Below are 16,822 nucleotides of genomic sequence, written 5' to 3'. Positions count from 1 at the left end.
TCCGGAGGATGGGGCATCTAGGGGGATCCCTGAATCCGGCGCTCTGGCTTTTAAAATTCAGACTAATTTTTGATGTAGTGCAGCACATGTTTGTTGTAATACTCTCTCATGCTGAATAGTTCACCTATCAGGAATATTAAAATTGCCGGTACGATCAGATATTCAGAATAATCTGTTCTATAGCAGAGGTAGGTGAAAACTAATATCAGACGTACACATTCTAAATCGTATATCCATCTTCTCTGCTCCATTAATGCCCCGCAGTTTACAAGTGTAATTAATAGGACACTGGCAATGAAAAGATGATCTGGAAGAGACAGTTTCTTGTAAAATGCAGTGATGATTGCCAGAAATATAATGCAGCCTGCGATCTGATAGTTGAGATAGTTGCTAAACCGGAAACGATACTCGGTGTGGTTTTTATGTTGCAGATATTTTCTCTCCAGCTCCGGCCGTATATCCTGATCAAGTAATGCAGGGCTGCCAAAAATAATCTTTAACTTTTCTTTAAAGCCGCCGGTCCGTTTACAGGCCGCTATGATTTCCAGGAAATAATGGAAATGCTGCCATAGAAGGCTGTAACTCTTTACCGGGTGTGTTAATCCGTATTTAGGGGGTTCTTCTTCTTGCATATACGTCCCAAACAGTTTATCCCAAAAGGTAAACACGTCTCCATAGTTCTTGTCGAGATATTTTTCATCGCTGGCATGATGGATCCCATGCAGGGAAGGCGTAATGAGAATATGCTCCAGCCAGCCGAGTTTGCCAATTACCCGGGTATGGGTAAAAAACGAGTAGGCACCGTGTACAATCAGGATAGTGACCACCATGTCCGGATGAAACCCGAGGAAAGGAATGACGCACCAGAATACATTTCTGACCAGAGATTGAAAAACGGTAATCCTGGCGGCGACAGTCAGGTTAAATTCTTCAACTGGTGATGCACAATATGAACTGCCCAAAATAGATTTATTTCATGACTTAACCGATGATACCAATACCAGACCAAATCTGTTACTAAGATCAGGATTGCCCACATCCACCAGGTATCTGGAATTTTGAATAGCGCATATTTAGTGTATATCCACGAAAACACACCGTAAAAGCTGGCTGTTAGAAATAGATTGAGCAAACGTTCTGCAATACCTACACTGATATTGGCAATGGAACTTTCATATTTGAACAGGTGGGGTTTACGAATTTTCTTCGCAAGCAGAAACTCCAGCCAGAAAAAGATAAGAAAAGCGGGGATCGTAAATACAAGAAAATTGAATTGCATCATAAAAATGAATTAAATGGGGATAGACAGGTAAGACTACTAAATTAGTAGACTTTATTCTATATCCCAAATATTTCCTCTTTTTGATTCGTTATGATAGTTTTAAAATGGAGATTGTACTTCCAGGACTGGCTTATATTTAACTAGTTCTGCATAGAGGTCGTCTTTTTGAAAGGGCTTACCCAGGATGCCATTCATTCGGTTCTCCTTCACCAGCCGTGTAAGTTCTGCGTCTACAGATCCTGTAAGTGCAATTATAGGGACTTCTGCCTTCCGGTGGTTTTTGAGTTCTCTGATTTTTGCGGCAGCTGTAAATCCGTCCATCACTGGCATCTGTATGTCCATTAGTATAAAGGTGAAATCATTTACAAGATGCAGGTTAATTGCTTCCAACCCATTTTCTGCAATGTATATCGGAATATTCCAGGTGCTGAACAATTTTTTCATCCATAAGACATTCATCGCATTATCTTCTGCAAGCAGAACTTTATGCAGACTTAAATTTTCTTGTAAAAAATCGGGCAACAGATTTGCCGGCTGTTCTAATCTGGTCGCATAGGTGTAAAGAATATCAAATGTAAATTCTGAACCTTTTTCTGTTTCGCTAACAAGGTTTATTTGTGAATGATGAAGTTCCAGTAACCGTTTTACAATCGCAAGCCCCAGGCCTGTCCCTCCAAACTGGCGGGTTGTAGTATTGGATTCCTGAATATAGGGATCGAATATCGATTGTTGCCTGTCCGTACTGATACCGAGTCCGGAATCTTTAATTTTAAACCGGAGCAACGCATCTTTTTCGGAAGATTCGAGTTTAGTTACACTGACATCTATTCCACCTTTAATAGTGAATTTAATGGCATTGCTTATTAGGTTACTGACGATCTGAAGTAATCTGGTTGGGTCTCCCTGGACCTCCTGCTGCCGGAATTCTTCGGGAATAGCTAAGTTCAGATATAGCTCTTTTCTGAGTGCTTCCCGTCTCAGGCCAGCGCATGAACTTTCCATCAGCTGAGAGAGATTAAATGGAATTTCTTCCAATTCCACACTGCCTGACCCTATTTTGTTGAAGTCAAGTATATCGTTAATAAGCGAAAGCAGGCTTTCTGCAGAAAACTTAAGAATGTCAAGATTTTCCTGCTGATCAGCATCTTTATTCTGTGATTTAATTAATCCGGCCATGCCAATTACTGTATTCAGTGGATTTCTTAATTCATGGGAGACGGTAGAGAAAAATAGAGTTCTCGCCTGATTGGATTTTTTAAGCTCCTGGTTGTATACTTCAAGTTCGGCATTGAGCTCCCTTTGTCTTTCCATATTGGAATACATGATATGGCGATAATAATAATGGGCCATAAAAATGATAATGAAGTTTAATATTATCGTTGGCAGCTGGCTATAGAGTGGCATATAGGCCGGACTTACACTAACTTGAATGTGATTAGTACTGTAACTATACAGAATGACAGGGATTGCTGCCAGTGAAGAATAAATTAATCCCCACCATCCTTTCAGGCCGTAAAAGCTCCACATACAAATCATGAAAATATCCTGCATCAGAATAATGTTCAAGTGGCTGTTAAATAGTAGGATAGATACGTATATAGTGAGTAAGGAACTTATTAATGCGAAATTTATCAGGGTGTCCAGATAGGCTGGCCTTGAAAGAAGTAACTTAAGAATAATGGTTGTGCAGATGAAACCCGCGGCACATAAGAGTATTCCAGGAAGGTTGGACTGTGTAATGAACACAGGAAGAACAATTCCGATTTTTAAATAATTAAATAAAAAGATATAGTAGAAAACCGTGATTCTGGCATGCTTGATAGGATCGTTTATCAGTTGAAGGGTCTTCTTTAAGGACCAGTTAGATAATGGGAGCTTATTTGGCATGGCTGCGGTTTGGGTATAAAGATATTAAAAAGGACTGTCCGCAGACAGTCCTTTTTAATTAGACGTTTTCCATACCATATTGGCGGAGTACATCGTCCGGAACCCCGGTCCATTGATTTGGAACGTTTCCGGCATAGCCAAGATCTTTAACACCTATTTCGCTGGTGAAAAAACCAGTAGCTGTCAGGTTTCTCATTCTGTTAAAGAATGCTACTCCCTGTTCCATACCTGGTTTAGCTTTCTTAGGATACGCAATTGCATCTAACATCTCCAGTTGTTGAGTTTTGGATGCGTCTTTGAAAGTATTCTGGTATAAATTAAGACATTGCAAATCAAGCCATTTAATTCCACCACGCATGGGCGTCTTATGAGATGGGATATCCTTCACAATAAACTCTATAAAATCCGGAACTTTTGCATCAAGTGCTCCTCCTGATTTCTCGTCTTTAGGTATAATGATGTCAGCCAGAATGGAAATTGTAGCCATCTCATGCTCGTCGAAAAACTTCTCGGCATGTAATTTCTGGTCTCTTTCTATTTCGAAGGTCTCACGACCCGGCTGTGCGGCAACTTCGCCGTCTTTTAATTCTTCTTTTCCATCTGGACCTGTTTTACATGCTGCCAGTAAAACGGATGTACTGATTGCTGTTAGGCCGATGGCTTTTAGTGATTCACGCCTGTTCATTGCTTTTAGGTTAGAAAATTAATAATGTGTAATCGATCTTAGCTAATGTTCAATTTTTGCTTTTGTGCAAGGATATATTCTGCAGTTCTCATCGATAAAGCAAGAATTGTCCATGTCGCATTTTTGTCACCCTGCTGTACAAATGGGGCTGCATCTACCACAAAAAGATTTTTGCAGTCATGTGCCTGACACCATTTATTCAATGCAGATTTTTTAGGATCATCGCCCATTCTTACTGTACCAACTTCATGAATGATTTTTCCAGGTGCTTCAAGTCCGTAATTTGTCTCAGGACCATGAATTTTGGAGGTAATAATACCGCCCATTGTATGGAATATCTCCTGGAAAGTTTCCTGCATGTGCTTAGCCTGTTTTACCTCTTCATTTGCCCATTGGTAATTGAAACGTAATACAGGAATACCATATTTATCTACGACACTTGGATCAATTTCACAGTAATTTGACTCTCTTGCTATTGCAGTACCTCTACCAGCCATACCTACTGAAGTTCCGAAAAAGCGTCTGTAATCATCTTTTAAAGATACACCGTAACCACCAGCTTCTTTCATCTTTCCATCACGTCCGGGTACTCTGTCATTCATGCCTTCCATACCGAAACCGAATCCGTAACCTGGCATATTCATGCCACCGCCATATTCGATATGGTAACCTCTTGGGAAATCCAGTTTTTTATTATCTAACCACCATGGAGAATAAATGTGTACACTACCTACACCATCTTCGTTATAGCGTTTACGATCCATTAATTGTGGCAGGAAACCGCCCACGCTTGCACCGGTAGAATCATGCAGATACTTACCAACTACATTGCTGCTGTTCGCTAATCCATTCGGATGTGCGGCTGATTTAGAGTTTAGTAACAAACGTGCCGACTCACATGCACTGGCACCAAGGATTACCACTTTACCTCTAACCTGATGTTCTTCTAAATTAGTTTTGTCTACATAAGATACGCCAGTAGCCAGTCCTTCTTTATTTGTCAGGACTTCGCGAACCATTGCATTTGTAATTACAGTTAGATTCCCTGTTTTTACAGCTGGAATTACCAGGCAGGAAGAAGAAGAGAAATCTCCGTAAACTTTACAGCTTCTGCCGCACTGTCCACAGTAGAAACAAGGTGCACGATCTTTATTATTCGGTAATGCTTCTGTTAACACAGATCCACGTCCCGGAATAACTTTTACACCGTTTTTTCTTGCAGCTTTAGTTATAAATAATTCGTTAAGTCTTGGTTTTGGTGGTTTCATGAAAATTCCGTCCGGTTCACTTTCGATACCTTCTGCAGTACCGTAGATTCCGATCATCCGGTCGATTTTATCATAAAAAGGTTTGATTTCATCGTAGGTAATTGGCCAGTTATCTGTCAGGCCGTCTGTAGGTTTGAAATCTTCAGGTCCCATTCTCAGTGAAATACGACCCCAGTGATTAGTTCTTCCACCCAGCATTCTTGATCTGAACCAGGCAAATTCTGAATCATTTTTTTGCGTATATGGTTCACCGTCGAGTTCCCATCCCCCATAAGAGGCATCGAAATCTCCGAAAGGTCTGGTTGTACCGGCACCACGTCTCGGTGATTCCCAAGGCCATTTCAGTTGTTGCGCGTCTATTCTTGGATCAAAATAGGCACCGGCTTCAAGCATTAGGACTTTTAATCCTGCATGCGCCAGTACGTATCCGGACATGCCGCCCCCGGCACCCGAGCCGACAATAATAGCGTCATACTCGACGTCTGACTTTTTAATTTGAAATTCGTTCATACTCCTGTATTGTTAAAAGGTTTTAGCTCCATTTGGCGGCCGTAATTTAGCATAAATTTTAAATAATTAAAATCGTAATAAAGAGGATACAAACCAAATAAGTCGCATTAATAATAAAAAAGGGCAGGAGAGTTTGAGAAAACAGAAAGATCGGAAACGAAAAAACCTTTTCATTCATCATGAAAAGGCCATTTGATCATTTCACACAACAGTGCCCGTAAGCATTGTTCCGTTAGATGTTTTTATTGTATTTTTTTTAATATATGATTGCAGGGCAAGCTACTATGAATTTCCCACAATCGAAAAAAGACAAGAAAGATGTGGTTGTTATAAAGTACCTCCAATAAGCGTATAAATTTTGGAGGTACTTCATTTTAGCAAATAATCAACCCTTTTTTAAGGCTTAATATCCGAATAACTGGTATTTTGATACTTAGCATCGAGATCATCTCTGAACTTTTTTGCTTTATCTACCCATTCGGGCGCTTTGTCTTGTAAATCATCTACGATTGACCTTCCGGTATGATCTTTTTTTGTGATGTATTTAATAGCACCGTATACTGCGGCGCCAATTAATGCTGTTTTTAATAATCCCATATTCATCTGATTGATAAACTTATAACAGGGGATGTATAAAAAAGTTTGGCATCACATTTAAAAATATATATGCCGTTGATTAACCGGAATTGATAATTGGTTCCAGATCTTGTAACTCAGCTTCGGTGAATAATCTGGAATGAATTATAAATGCCATATCCAGAGTTGATTCCAGTGAGAATCCGGCTGCTCTGCCTGGCATCACGTCTAATGTAAGATGGGTATGCTGCCAGTAAGCAAACTGATCAGCAGCCATATAGAAATCACAACTTTCTATTTGTCCTATCTTTACATCGTTGGAACCGATCAGAAACCCACCTTTTTCAAAACAATGCGGATAGGATCCTTCACAGCAGCCTCCGCTCTGATGGAAGAACAGTTCGCCGTATGAATCTTTTAATTGCTGTATAACGGCTGCTGCTGCCGGGGTTACAGCTATTCTTGAGTTGCTCATAATCAGGTCTGTTTAAAATATAAAAACGATGAAATAGTAAAAGGGTACCCAAACAACGGTACCCCTTCATATGATCTAAAAGAAACCAAGTTTTTTCTGGTCGTAGGAGATCAGCATATTTTTGACATGGCGGTAATGATCCAGCATCATTTTATGATTTTCCCTTCCAAATCCAGATTTTTTATAACCACCAAACGGAGCGTGGGCAGGGTAAGCATGGTATTGATTAACCCAAACCCTGCCAGCCTGAATGGCACGCGGCACCTGATATAACTCATGTGCATCGCGTGTCCAGACGCCGGCACCTAAACCATATAGGGTATCGTTGGCAATTTCAATTGCTTCTTCTACAGTTTTAAACGTCGTCACACATAATACGGGCCCGAATATTTCTTCCTGGAAGATCCTCATTTTATTGTGCCCTTTGAATATGGTCGGCTGTATATAATAACCTGAAGAAAGTTCACCGGATTGCTGATTGATTTCTCCACCTGTTAATAATTCGGCACCTTCTTCTTTTCCAATTTTTATATAAGATAGAATCTTTTGATATTGTTCGTTTGAGGTCTGTGCACCCATCATACTATCTCTGTCCAGGGGATTTCCTGTCTTGATTGCTTCGGTACGTTCGATTACCCTGGCAATGAATTTATCGTAAATACTTTCCTGAATAAGCAATCTGGATGGACAAGTACAAATTTCACCCTGATTAAGCGCAAACATTACAGCTCCTTCTATAGCTTTGTCGAAAAAGTCATCATCTGCGTCTGCGACAGATTCAAAGAAAATATTGGGGGATTTTCCTCCTAGCTCCATTGTGGAAGGGATAATATTTTCGGCAGCATATTGCATAATTAACCTTCCGGAGGTTGTACTGCCGGTAAACGCAACTTTGGAAATCCTGGGAGAAGTAGCGAGTGGCTTACCTACCTCAATTCCATACCCGTTTACAATATTCAGAACCCCGGGTGGCAGAAGTTCTCCTATTAATTCCATTAATATAAGAATGCTAACTGGTGTCTGTTCCGCAGGTTTAACTACTGTACAGCAGCCTGCCGCGAGTGCAGGGGCAATTTTCCAGGTGGCCATTAACAGTGGGAAATTCCATGGGATAATTTGTGCGACTACACCGATAGGTTCTGAGAGGGCAATGCTTACTGTATTTTCATCGTGTTCGGCAATTGTACCTTCGTCTGCACGAATCACTCCCGCAAAATAACGGAAATGATCTGCAACTAATGGAAGGTCTGCGTTTAAGGTTTCCCGAATAGCTTTTCCGTTTTCTATGGTTTCTACAGTTGCGAGGAACTCCAGGTTATCTTCAATTTTCTGTGCAACTTTTAGCAGGATATTGCTTCTGTAAGCTGCAGAACTTTTACCCCAGGTTTTGAAAGCTTCCTGAGCGGCATCAAGAGCCAGTTCAACATCTTCCTTAGAGGAACGGGCAGCTTTGGTGAATACCTGACCATCTACCGGTGAAATATTATCAAAGTATACGCCTTTAACCGGTGGGACAAATTTACCGCCTATAAAATTATCATAGTGAGCTTTGAATACTGGTTTTTTGATTTGTTGTTCCATAATTGTATATTTTGGTTATTACAAACCTAAACTGATATCCTATCGTTAGATAGGAGTATAGTTTCAAAGCATAGCATTATCTAACCAAAATTCGATTATCATGCAGCACAGATTAGAACTTATTAATTTAAGCAGGCAGCAGAACCTGCAAACGCTGGTAGAAAACAGGACTGTATATTCTCTGGAACGATGTGAACTTAATGTTTTTGAAACTTATACGGAATCTCTTGAAGTCCCTTTAACATTTAATGATTTGGTTATTACCAGTATGTTACGCGGCAGAAAGGTTATGACTATCCCAGGGCTGGAAAAATTCAATTATTTGCCGGGGGAGACGGTGATAGTTCCCCAGGCGCAGACCATGAATATAGATTTTCCAGATGCAACAGCTACCGATCCTACACAGTGCATTGCATTAGCAATCGACCGCCAGCAGATTCAGCAGACTTTAGATTACCTGAACGAATTTTATCCCAAAGCAGATTCTTCAGAATGCTGGGCTTTGAAAGAGGAAGGCTGTCATTTCGCTAATAGCCAGGAAATTGCCTACCTGATTAATAAGGCTGTTCGGATTTGTTCTGAAAGAAGTATTGAAAAAGATATTCTGGCCGACCTGACGATGAAAGAATTGCTCGTCAGGATTATGCAAAAGCAGAACCTTCGCTCGCTGGTAAGTTCAGCAGGTGCATATGCCTCCAGCCCCCTTGCATTTGTAATTCAGTATATAAAGTCAAACCTTGGAGAGAAAATAAACATGAACATGCTGAGTGAAAAAGCATGTATGAGTAAATCGACATTTTACAGGTTATTTAAAAGAGAACTTGGTATTAGTCCAAATGATTATATCCTGAAAGAAAAGATCAAAAGGGCAAAACAGTTATTGAGTAATCCAAGGTCAAAAATAGCGGCTGTTAGTTATGAATTGGGTTTTAGCGATGCCAATTATTTTATAAGGATTTTCAAAAAGATAGTTGGTATTACGCCAGGTACGTACCAGGTGCAAATTTGCTCTGCCTGCGAATTTGATTTTTAGCAAACCGCTGCTCAATAATTATTATCTTCCGGCAGTTCAAGCTAAATATCAACCAAATATTGTATGAAGTTCCAAAAATGTTATCTAATAACAGGCTGTCTATGGCTGGGCAGCTTTTTTTCTTATGCCCAATCTGATCAGCAAATTCGCTTTAATCAACCTGCCACACATTTTACTGAATCTTTACCCTTAGGAAATGGTCGTCTTGGGGCTATGGTTTTTGGCGGTACAAGTAAAGAAAGAATTGTTTTAAACGAGATTTCAATGTGGTCCGGAGGGGTAGAAGACCCTAATCGTTCAGATGCAGCTGCACATTTACCTGAAATTCGCAGCTACCTGCAGCAAGGGAAAAATAAACAGGCACAGGACATTTTGCAGGAATATTTTGTGAGCGCCGGTAAAGGTTCAGGTTCGTCTCAGGGAGATGCAAAATACGGCTGTTACCAGATTTTATCCGATTTATTCATTGACTGGAAAGACACCACAGGTACAGTAAGCAATTATAAAAGAACGTTATTACTTAATAAGGCATCTGCAGTTACAGAATGGGAGCGTAAAGGAGTTAAATATGTGGAGGAAGTAATCGTTAGCGGTCCTGAGCAGGTTATTTTGGTCAGACTGACTGCGAGTGATGCAAATGCGCTGAACTTTACATTTAATCTCTCCAGAAAAGAAAAGGCGGTTTTTAAAGCCAGAGATAATCAGATTACGATGACCGGTCAACTTTCTGGTGGAGATGGAGAGCCTGGTATCCGCTTCTCTGCCGTCGCCCGTGCAATTACAGACAACGGTAAAGTTCGTGCAAAAGGAGATGCTGTTGAAGTTAGTGGCGCAACGACTTGTTTGATTGTAATTAGTGCGGCAACAGACCTGAACTGGCCAAATGTAGAAAAACGGGGTGCTGATCCGGCGATTGCAGTACTTAACAACGTAAATAAAGCTGCGGGAATGAATTGGCAAGTTCTGCAGAAAAATCAGGAGAAGGACTTTCGCGGGTACTATGACCGCTGCACACTTCAGCTTGACGCATCTGGAAAAGATGTTCCGGAGAACTGGTCAACAGGAGACAGACTAAACAATTTTGCTAAAGGTGGTGAGGATACAACTTTACCTGTCCTATATTTTAATTTCGGACGTTATCTTTTAATTTCCAGTTCAAGACCTGGTGGTTTACCGGCGAATTTACAGGGTTTATGGGCAGAGGAATATCAAACTCCATGGAACGGAGATTATCATTTAAACATCAATTTACAGATGAATTACTGGCCCGCTGAGATCACCAATCTTGCAGAGATACACAAGCCTATGATAGAATTCACTAAACAACTGGTGGGACCGGGAACTAAAACTGCAAAGACTTATTATAATACGGAAGGATGGGTTGCTCATGTGATTGCCAATCCTTGGAAGTTCACTGCGCCTGGTGAAGGTGCAGCATGGGGATCGACCCTATCCGGTGGTGCCTGGCTATGTGAACATCTATGGCAGCATTACCAGTTTAATCCAAATTTAGAAACCTTAAAAGAAATTTATCCCGTGCTCAAGGGTGCTGCGCAGTTTTATAAAGGTATACTTATCCGTGATCCTGAGACAGGGTTTTTAGTGACGGCACCATCCAATTCTCCGGAGAACAGCTACAAAACTGAGGACGGCTTTGTAGGGCAGACCACCATGGGACCGGCAATGGATATGCAGATCGGACGGGAACTTCTGGGAAACACGATTACTGCCGCAAGATTATTGGGAAGGGATCTGAATTGGGCAGACTCCCTGGCGAAAATAGTCAAAGACATGGCACCCAATCAGATCAGTAAAAAAAACGGAGGTATTCAGGAATGGATCAGGGATTATGATGAAGTAGAAATTGAACACAGGCATGTGTCGCAATTATACGGTTTATATCCTTTTGATGAAATAAACGTACTGGAAACCCCGGCTTTAGCAGAAGCAGCTAAAAAGACACTGGAAAGAAGAGGAGATGGCGGGACAGGCTGGTCCAGAGCCTGGAAAATAAATTTCTGGGCCCGGCTGGGGGATGGAGATCATGCGTGGAAAATGTTTAAATCTCTTTTAAATCCATCATATGAAGATCCTGCTAAAAAAATTAAGTCTGTTCCTGGTACTTATGCAAATTTGTTTTGTGCTCATCCACCATTTCAGATTGATGGTAATTTCGGCGGTACAGCTGCCATTGCAGAGATGTTGCTGCAGAGTAATGGGCGAGATGCGGTGATCCGGTTTTTACCGGCATTACCTTCGGCTCAACAATGGAGTAAGGGAAAGGTAACCGGTATGCGTGCCAGAAATGGATTCACGGTCGATTTTGAATGGGACCGAAGTACATTAAAAAAAGCGCAGGTAATTGCGGGTATTGATGGAATCTGTCAATTGGTATTACCACCAGAAATGGTTATTCTGGACGAAAAGGGAGCGCCTGTACAAATCCAACGAGATACTAATGGGGTTGTGAAATTTAGTACGCTTAAAGGGAAGATTTACCAATTGGTTACCGGGACGTAAACTTTTTCAAACACAGGATGTTAGACTAACAAACAAATAAAATCTCATGAAGAAAATAAGCTTTATTACTTTGTTATTGCTGGCACCTTTTTATTTGCTGGCTCAGGACCTGGCCGAAGCTGAAGTACCCCGGGTTGTGGTTAACGTTTTTCATAAAACTTTCCCAAAAGCCACTAAGGTGGAATGGGAAAAGAAGATTGATGGGTATAATGTTGAATTTGACATTGGCAGAAGAGACCATGAGGCATGGATTAATGATCAGGGACAGATTGTCAAGCATAAAAAAGAGCTTAGATCTTCTGAGTTACCAAAACCTGTTCGGGATGCAATTGCACAGCAATACAAAGGATTCCGCATTGATGATGCTGATCAGTTTGAAATGGGTAAGAAGTTTTATTATAAGGTTGAACTAAAGAAATCCCCGGAGGAGAGGAAAGTGATTTTCGATCAGGGAGGGAAAGTAAGCGCTGTAAACCTATAAAAAAACAGGGCAGCCAATATTTTGGCTGCCCTGTTTTTTTATAGGTAATTTTTATCCTTTGATAATTGCTGGAATCTCTGCAAAATCGGTAATGGTAAAATCGGCCAGGATTCCGGTTTCGCGGATCTTTTCCGGATCTTCTTCCCATCCCTGACATTTAAGCCATATGACCGGGCATCCGACAGCTTTTGCCGGAACAATATCTTTTCCAAATGTATCTCCGACTACCATGCATTCCTCAGGTGCAAAACCAAGCGCATCTACACCCAGTTGGTAGATTTTCGGATCAGGTTTTCTACAACCGACGACAGCAGATTCTATGACTTCTTTGAATAAATGTAAAATGTCAAAGTCCCGGAGTACGGTATGCAGATTTCCATAAAAATTGGAAACCATAACAAGCGGATATTTTTCAGCAAGTTCTTCCAGAGTCCTTTTGGTTACACTGATCGTGTCGGCTGCAAATTCGTTGCAATGTGCTGCAATCATTTCTATAGCTTCAGGATTCGTTATAAAACCTTGTTCATTTAAAAATTGAAACTGTTGACCGACCTTCAGGCGCAGGACATCAAGAAAGGTATGTTCTGGTTTAACCAGTGCTTTCAATGCAAGACTTCTTTCACCAAATGTATAAGCCTGGGAGAACAAGGTTTCAGGAACTTCAATTCCAAAATGCTGATAGGCATTTTTCAATACCACCGCCCAATGAATTCCATTGGTATCTATTGTTCCGCCGTAATCAAATAAAAGTCCCTTAATCATAAAATATGTTTTATATAGCTATTGTAATTTAGAATCGACTCCTTTTTGTCTGGCCAGTCTGATCCAGATAAAACCGATCATGATCCAGACAATTTCCCGGATTCTCATAATTATACCAATAAAGATACCAGCTTCTGCTGGTAAACCAACTGAACGCAAGGCAAGAGCAAGACCGCCCTCACGTACACCCAGCTGCATTGGGAAAAAGAAAATGATGTTAGCGAAAAGGGAAGACGCAGAACTGATAATTAAAGCTTCCATAATACTCATATTCAGCCCAATGGCAATTGCCGTGAAATAGATCTCAGCACAGGTAATTACACGTGCAAGAATTTCATAGAGCAGTGATTTTAAAAATCGTGATTTACGTTCTGCATATAAAATTCTGATCTGATCGTCCACCTCATGCAGTGACTCTGATTTCTCTTCTAAAAATTTAGTGGCTTTGTGTTTAATAAAAGGCACTTTCTGCAGCATTTTGAACGTACTCACAGTAAAACCTTTTTTATAGATGCTTAGAAACCAGAATGTGATTCCCAACCCGATAAAAAAAGCAATAATACAGCCTGCTAATAAAGTATTATCCAGCGGCACAACTGCAAGAATCAGAAATATAGAAAGCAGCCAGAAAATGATGTGTGAAAATACGTGCATCATACCATATAGCAGAACTGAAGAGGTCGCTTTATGAATACCCAGTGTTTTTTTGAGTTCCATGATCCGGTATGGCTCACCGCCCAGAGCTACAAAGGGCGTAATATAGTTTATAGCATAACCAGTTACCGTGAGGCGGAGAACGGTCAGAAATGGAAGATTTGAATGTGGAAGGGCAGGTTCCTGGATAATCTGGCGGAAGGCCATCGCATTCAGGATATAAATAAGTAGCCAGCTACCGATAATCGGGAAAAACCAGAAGCCTGTTTTTTCTATATCACTCACAATTTCTGCGAGTCCCAATTTATAGATCATGTACCCCAGGGTAAAGATACCCAGGATCATAAAAATGAGCTTATATAATTTACTGTTCATTAAGCAATGGCTGATAAACGCTGATAAAAATTACCACTAATCTTTTCCTGACGTCTTACCATATAAATTAAGATTGTATTCAGAACAAGCAGGTCAAAAACAAAATATAACCAGGTCTGGTCAATAAACAACCACAGGAAAAGGAAAATAACCCTTGTGTTAAACTGTATAATATTCGTTAGCCTCATTAAAGGTTTATTCTGTGCATTAAAGGCCTGAAGCTCCTGAGCAGGAATTTTCATATCGAATTTAGACTTCATCAATGCAAGTAACCTTTGCAGTTTTGGAGAGCAATTTTCCTGCAAACGGGTATAACCCATGTACCCTCTGGCTACAAAATTCAGGAAGAAATTAGTATTTGCCTTATTCAGATCATATTCTTTTTGCAGATCTGCGGAGTTATCCAGTTCACTGCCGCTTACGCCTTTAATAAAATAAAGATGGATATTCCTATAATAGTCTGCCATCGCAGATTGAAATATGTGAGATACTCCTGCACCGATTCCCAGCACCCAGACCCAGGCCGGCCATCCAGCATCCATTAATCTCAGGCAAAGTGCAATGTGGATAGATGTAAACCAGAAATCGCCTGCAAAACCATCCAAAATACGACCTAGTCTGCTTTTGTTATTTGTTATTCTTGCCAGCTGACCATCAGCGCTGTCCAAAGAGTTTGCAAAAACAAGCAGGAGCATACCGATTACATTCAGCCACAGCTCAGGGAAATAAAATAAAATACCTGCACCGACTCCGAAGAAAATACTGATAATCGTTACCGCATTAGGAGTAATCCCGAGTTTTGCACAAAGTAGTGCTATGCGATAGCCTATAGGCCGGTAGAAATAGATATCTATTTTCTCTTCAGTATCATTCGATTTCAAAGTGCTCTCAAAGGAAACGTCAGGTTGCACTGGTGGTATTTGTTGAGCTTTCATTAAAGATGTGCTATAAAATTATCATACAAGCATTGCGCAATGTGTGGTGCTGCGATATCCCTGCACGGTGCAAAGCTAGGCCAGTCATTGAAATCAATGATGTGGAACTTACCTTCGCGGTCGACAATGGCATCACCGCCATAAATATAGATATTTAAGCCAATAGCCGCAGCATCAGCTGCTTGCATTAATGTATCAAGGTTAAAAGGATAATGTGCAGTAGCTGAGTTTATTTGCTCATAGCTGCTGTATTTATGATGATTATGATCGTAAGGGTAAAAATGGTGGAAGAACTGTGAACCCCTGATTCCATAAAACTTTACGAGATCACCTGGCAGATTCTGGGAAATAACAGCATCGGGAATTCCTCTGAGATTAAATTCCTTCAGGATATACCGGCCTTGCTCTTCCGACTCAACGTAGGTAACGTCTTCTTTGTGAATTGCATGAAAATCACCTCTTTTGATCCAGTAACCTTCACCCGGTAAATCTGTAAATGCATCATCTCCGGGCTCATCTGTCAAGACAATTCTGCTTTTAGGATAAGGGATATTGTTTGCAATTAATGCATTGGTCATATTGGTGCGGAAACAGTTTTCAATCCCATATCCTGAATTAATAACGATTTTTCCACTTTCTTCCAATGACTTTAGCTTTTCGACCACAACAATTTCTCTGGCCATCGCGAAAATGAAACGCTCTTGTACATCGGTCATTTCCATCAAATCGTTTTCAGTACAGATATTAACCGTGCAACCCATTTTTTCAAGTGCCGTTACTGTAAGGTTAAAGATCGCCTCATCATTACCGATATGGTTTGGAGAGAATTTACTGCCACGTTTGACGCCCAGTAAAGTTATTGGTTGTATATGCACTGCTTAGGATTGGATTTCTGTTAAAAACTGTTCGGCTTTGGTAATATCGGAAAGATGGTCTACATCCATGATCTTGCTGAAATTATAAGCTTTAAGCTGTAAACCACTTTCGATCATTAAACGTTGAAAGTTTCTCATCCGGTTTAGATTTTTGTCTATCGCGGTCGATACGGTGCTGATCGCCGATTGGCGAAGGCAGTAAATTCCACCTGAAACTGAAGGTGAAAATGAAACCGGGGCGTCTGTAATCTGGCTGATTAGCGACTTTTCATCGAAATCGACATAAAGGGGGCTTTCATCATCAATAAAGGTTGTTACAGCCAGAGAACCGTCTAATTGCCCGTTTTCACGGAAGTCCTGGATATAACCTGCAAATTCTTCCGGATCGAAAATAGTATCTGTCGTACTCAGGCAAACTTCGTTAACTTCAGGGGAAGCCTGTAAAAGTTCGTGAAAACTATGTAAGGAACTTGGGGTAGTTTTAGTAATGATCTGTAAAGGAACCGGCAAGCTCAGCTGTTGCAAATGCGCAGCAAGTTCTAACGAGGATTCGTTGATAATGACAGCAATTGAGCTGGCGTTATTTGCCAGAAAAATGCGGATCAGGCGGTCAATCATCATCTCACCGTTAATCTTTACCATTGGTTTTAATCCCATATAGCCTTCATTGGAGAGGCGGGAACCTTCTCCTGCGGCGATTATTGCAAATAACATAAGTCTTTCTAAAAATAATTTTTGGCAGTAAACGTTATTTAATGACTAATAAATAGATAAAATAAGCAATTTACAGCACACCAGCGATTTCTGTTTCTCGAAAAAAGCTAAAATATGAGGCAAAGGTAATAAAGGCGGCCCATAAATTTGACTGAAAACATAAAATAGTCAGTCATGTTTCAATGCGGATAAATTTATGGCAATTTAAC

14 protein-coding genes and 1 pseudogene are annotated in these 16,822 nt (G+C 40.6%); 3 read left to right on the top strand and 12 right to left on the bottom strand.

Annotated elements, in window-relative coordinates; genetic code table 11:
• Positions 1-62: 62 nt before the first annotated feature.
• From BM192_RS07865 to BM192_RS07835, 7 genes and pseudogenes are all read right to left on the bottom strand, one after another.
• Positions 63-1,039 (bottom strand): annotated as a pseudogene (locus BM192_RS07865) (sterol desaturase family protein).
• A 342-nt stretch (positions 1,040-1,381) separates the two neighbouring features.
• Positions 1,382-3,169, bottom strand: a complete 1,788-nt coding sequence (locus BM192_RS07860) for an ATP-binding response regulator (protein ID WP_051760173.1) — start codon at positions 3,167-3,169, stop codon at positions 1,382-1,384.
• Between the two features lie 58 nt (positions 3,170-3,227).
• Positions 3,228-3,854, bottom strand: a complete 627-nt coding sequence (locus tag BM192_RS07855) for a gluconate 2-dehydrogenase subunit 3 family protein (protein ID WP_037443590.1) — start codon at positions 3,852-3,854, stop codon at positions 3,228-3,230.
• 38 nt (positions 3,855-3,892) lie between these two features.
• Positions 3,893-5,632: a GMC family oxidoreductase gene (locus BM192_RS07850; RefSeq protein WP_037443588.1), complete on the bottom strand. Its 1,740-nt coding sequence runs from the start codon at positions 5,630-5,632 to the stop codon at positions 3,893-3,895.
• Between the two features lie 396 nt (positions 5,633-6,028).
• The gene (locus tag BM192_RS07845; RefSeq protein ID WP_037443820.1) at positions 6,029-6,229 is read right to left on the bottom strand and encodes a hypothetical protein; all 201 of its coding nucleotides are present in this window, start codon (positions 6,227-6,229) and stop codon (positions 6,029-6,031) included.
• Positions 6,230-6,308: 79 nt separating this feature from the next.
• Positions 6,309-6,683: a DUF779 domain-containing protein gene (locus BM192_RS07840; protein WP_037443586.1), complete on the bottom strand. Its 375-nt coding sequence runs from the start codon at positions 6,681-6,683 to the stop codon at positions 6,309-6,311.
• A gap of 75 nt (positions 6,684-6,758) precedes the next feature.
• Positions 6,759-8,264 (bottom strand): aldehyde dehydrogenase family protein, encoded by a 1,506-nt coding sequence (locus BM192_RS07835; RefSeq protein WP_037443584.1) that lies wholly within the window; start codon positions 8,262-8,264, stop codon positions 6,759-6,761.
• A 100-nt stretch (positions 8,265-8,364) separates the two neighbouring features.
• Between BM192_RS07835 and BM192_RS07830 the strand changes: the two genes are divergently transcribed.
• The 3 genes from BM192_RS07830 to BM192_RS07820 all read left to right on the top strand — a co-directional run bounded on the left by BM192_RS07830 (position 8,365) and on the right by BM192_RS07820 (position 12,298).
• Positions 8,365-9,297, top strand: coding sequence for an AraC family transcriptional regulator (locus BM192_RS07830; protein WP_037443582.1), 933 nt, complete (start codon positions 8,365-8,367; stop codon positions 9,295-9,297).
• A gap of 63 nt (positions 9,298-9,360) precedes the next feature.
• Positions 9,361-11,817, top strand: coding sequence for a glycoside hydrolase family 95 protein (locus BM192_RS07825; protein ID WP_051760171.1), 2,457 nt, complete (start codon positions 9,361-9,363; stop codon positions 11,815-11,817).
• Between the two features lie 46 nt (positions 11,818-11,863).
• Positions 11,864-12,298, top strand: a complete 435-nt coding sequence (locus tag BM192_RS07820) for a PepSY-like domain-containing protein (RefSeq protein WP_074587651.1) — start codon at positions 11,864-11,866, stop codon at positions 12,296-12,298.
• A 51-nt stretch (positions 12,299-12,349) separates the two neighbouring features.
• Here BM192_RS07820 and BM192_RS07815 read toward each other — a convergent pair whose 3' ends face one another.
• The 5 genes from BM192_RS07815 to BM192_RS07795 are packed head-to-tail and all read right to left on the bottom strand — an operon-like array spanning position 12,350 to position 16,613.
• Positions 12,350-13,060, bottom strand: a complete 711-nt coding sequence (locus tag BM192_RS07815; RefSeq protein ID WP_037445266.1) for an HAD family hydrolase — start codon at positions 13,058-13,060, stop codon at positions 12,350-12,352.
• Positions 13,061-13,078: 18 nt separating this feature from the next.
• Positions 13,079-14,089, bottom strand: coding sequence for a lysylphosphatidylglycerol synthase transmembrane domain-containing protein (locus BM192_RS07810; RefSeq protein WP_037445269.1), 1,011 nt, complete (start codon positions 14,087-14,089; stop codon positions 13,079-13,081).
• Positions 14,089-15,024 carry a CDP-alcohol phosphatidyltransferase family protein gene (locus BM192_RS07805; RefSeq protein ID WP_037445272.1) on the bottom strand — a complete coding sequence of 312 codons (936 nt, stop codon included), beginning with the start codon at positions 15,022-15,024 and terminating at the stop codon, positions 14,089-14,091. The genes BM192_RS07810 and BM192_RS07805 overlap by 1 nt, the downstream gene beginning before the upstream one ends.
• Positions 15,024-15,899 (bottom strand): hypothetical protein, encoded by an 876-nt coding sequence (locus tag BM192_RS07800; protein WP_234797528.1) that lies wholly within the window; start codon positions 15,897-15,899, stop codon positions 15,024-15,026. The genes BM192_RS07805 and BM192_RS07800 overlap by 1 nt, the downstream gene beginning before the upstream one ends.
• Before the next feature lie 3 nt (positions 15,900-15,902).
• On the bottom strand, positions 15,903-16,613 hold the full coding sequence (locus tag BM192_RS07795) for an NTP transferase domain-containing protein (RefSeq protein ID WP_037445275.1): 711 nt from the start codon (positions 16,611-16,613) through the stop codon (positions 15,903-15,905).
• Positions 16,614-16,822 lie beyond the last annotated feature (209 nt).

The sequence above is a fragment of the Pedobacter antarcticus genome, from assembly GCF_900112985.1.
In the GTDB taxonomy this organism is placed as follows: Bacteria; Bacteroidota; Bacteroidia; order Sphingobacteriales; family Sphingobacteriaceae; genus Pedobacter; species Pedobacter antarcticus.
The sequence above is the reverse complement of the archived record's forward strand: the minus strand, read 5'-3'. Positions and strand labels throughout refer to the sequence as shown.

Coding starts and splice junctions, on each gene's coding strand:
- BM192_RS07855 (WP_037443590.1), bottom strand. CDS start 3,854: ATGAACAGGCGTGAATCACTAAAAGCCATCGGCCTAACAGCAATCAGT.
- BM192_RS07845 (WP_037443820.1), bottom strand. CDS start 6,229: ATGGGATTATTAAAAACAGCATTAATTGGCGCCGCAGTATACGGTGCT.
- BM192_RS07860 (WP_051760173.1), bottom strand. CDS start 3,169: ATGCCAAATAAGCTCCCATTATCTAACTGGTCCTTAAAGAAGACCCTT.
- BM192_RS07820 (WP_074587651.1), top strand. CDS start 11,864: ATGAAGAAAATAAGCTTTATTACTTTGTTATTGCTGGCACCTTTTTAT.
- BM192_RS07850 (WP_037443588.1), bottom strand. CDS start 5,632: ATGAACGAATTTCAAATTAAAAAGTCAGACGTCGAGTATGACGCTATT.
- BM192_RS07830 (WP_037443582.1), top strand. CDS start 8,365: ATGCAGCACAGATTAGAACTTATTAATTTAAGCAGGCAGCAGAACCTG.
- BM192_RS07840 (WP_037443586.1), bottom strand. CDS start 6,683: ATGAGCAACTCAAGAATAGCTGTAACCCCGGCAGCAGCAGCCGTTATA.
- BM192_RS07795 (WP_037445275.1), bottom strand. CDS start 16,613: ATGTTATTTGCAATAATCGCCGCAGGAGAAGGTTCCCGCCTCTCCAAT.
- BM192_RS07835 (WP_037443584.1), bottom strand. CDS start 8,264: ATGGAACAACAAATCAAAAAACCAGTATTCAAAGCTCACTATGATAAT.
- BM192_RS07805 (WP_037445272.1), bottom strand. CDS start 15,024: ATGAAAGCTCAACAAATACCACCAGTGCAACCTGACGTTTCCTTTGAG.
- BM192_RS07815 (WP_037445266.1), bottom strand. CDS start 13,060: ATGATTAAGGGACTTTTATTTGATTACGGCGGAACAATAGATACCAAT.
- BM192_RS07825 (WP_051760171.1), top strand. CDS start 9,361: ATGAAGTTCCAAAAATGTTATCTAATAACAGGCTGTCTATGGCTGGGC.
- BM192_RS07810 (WP_037445269.1), bottom strand. CDS start 14,089: ATGAACAGTAAATTATATAAGCTCATTTTTATGATCCTGGGTATCTTT.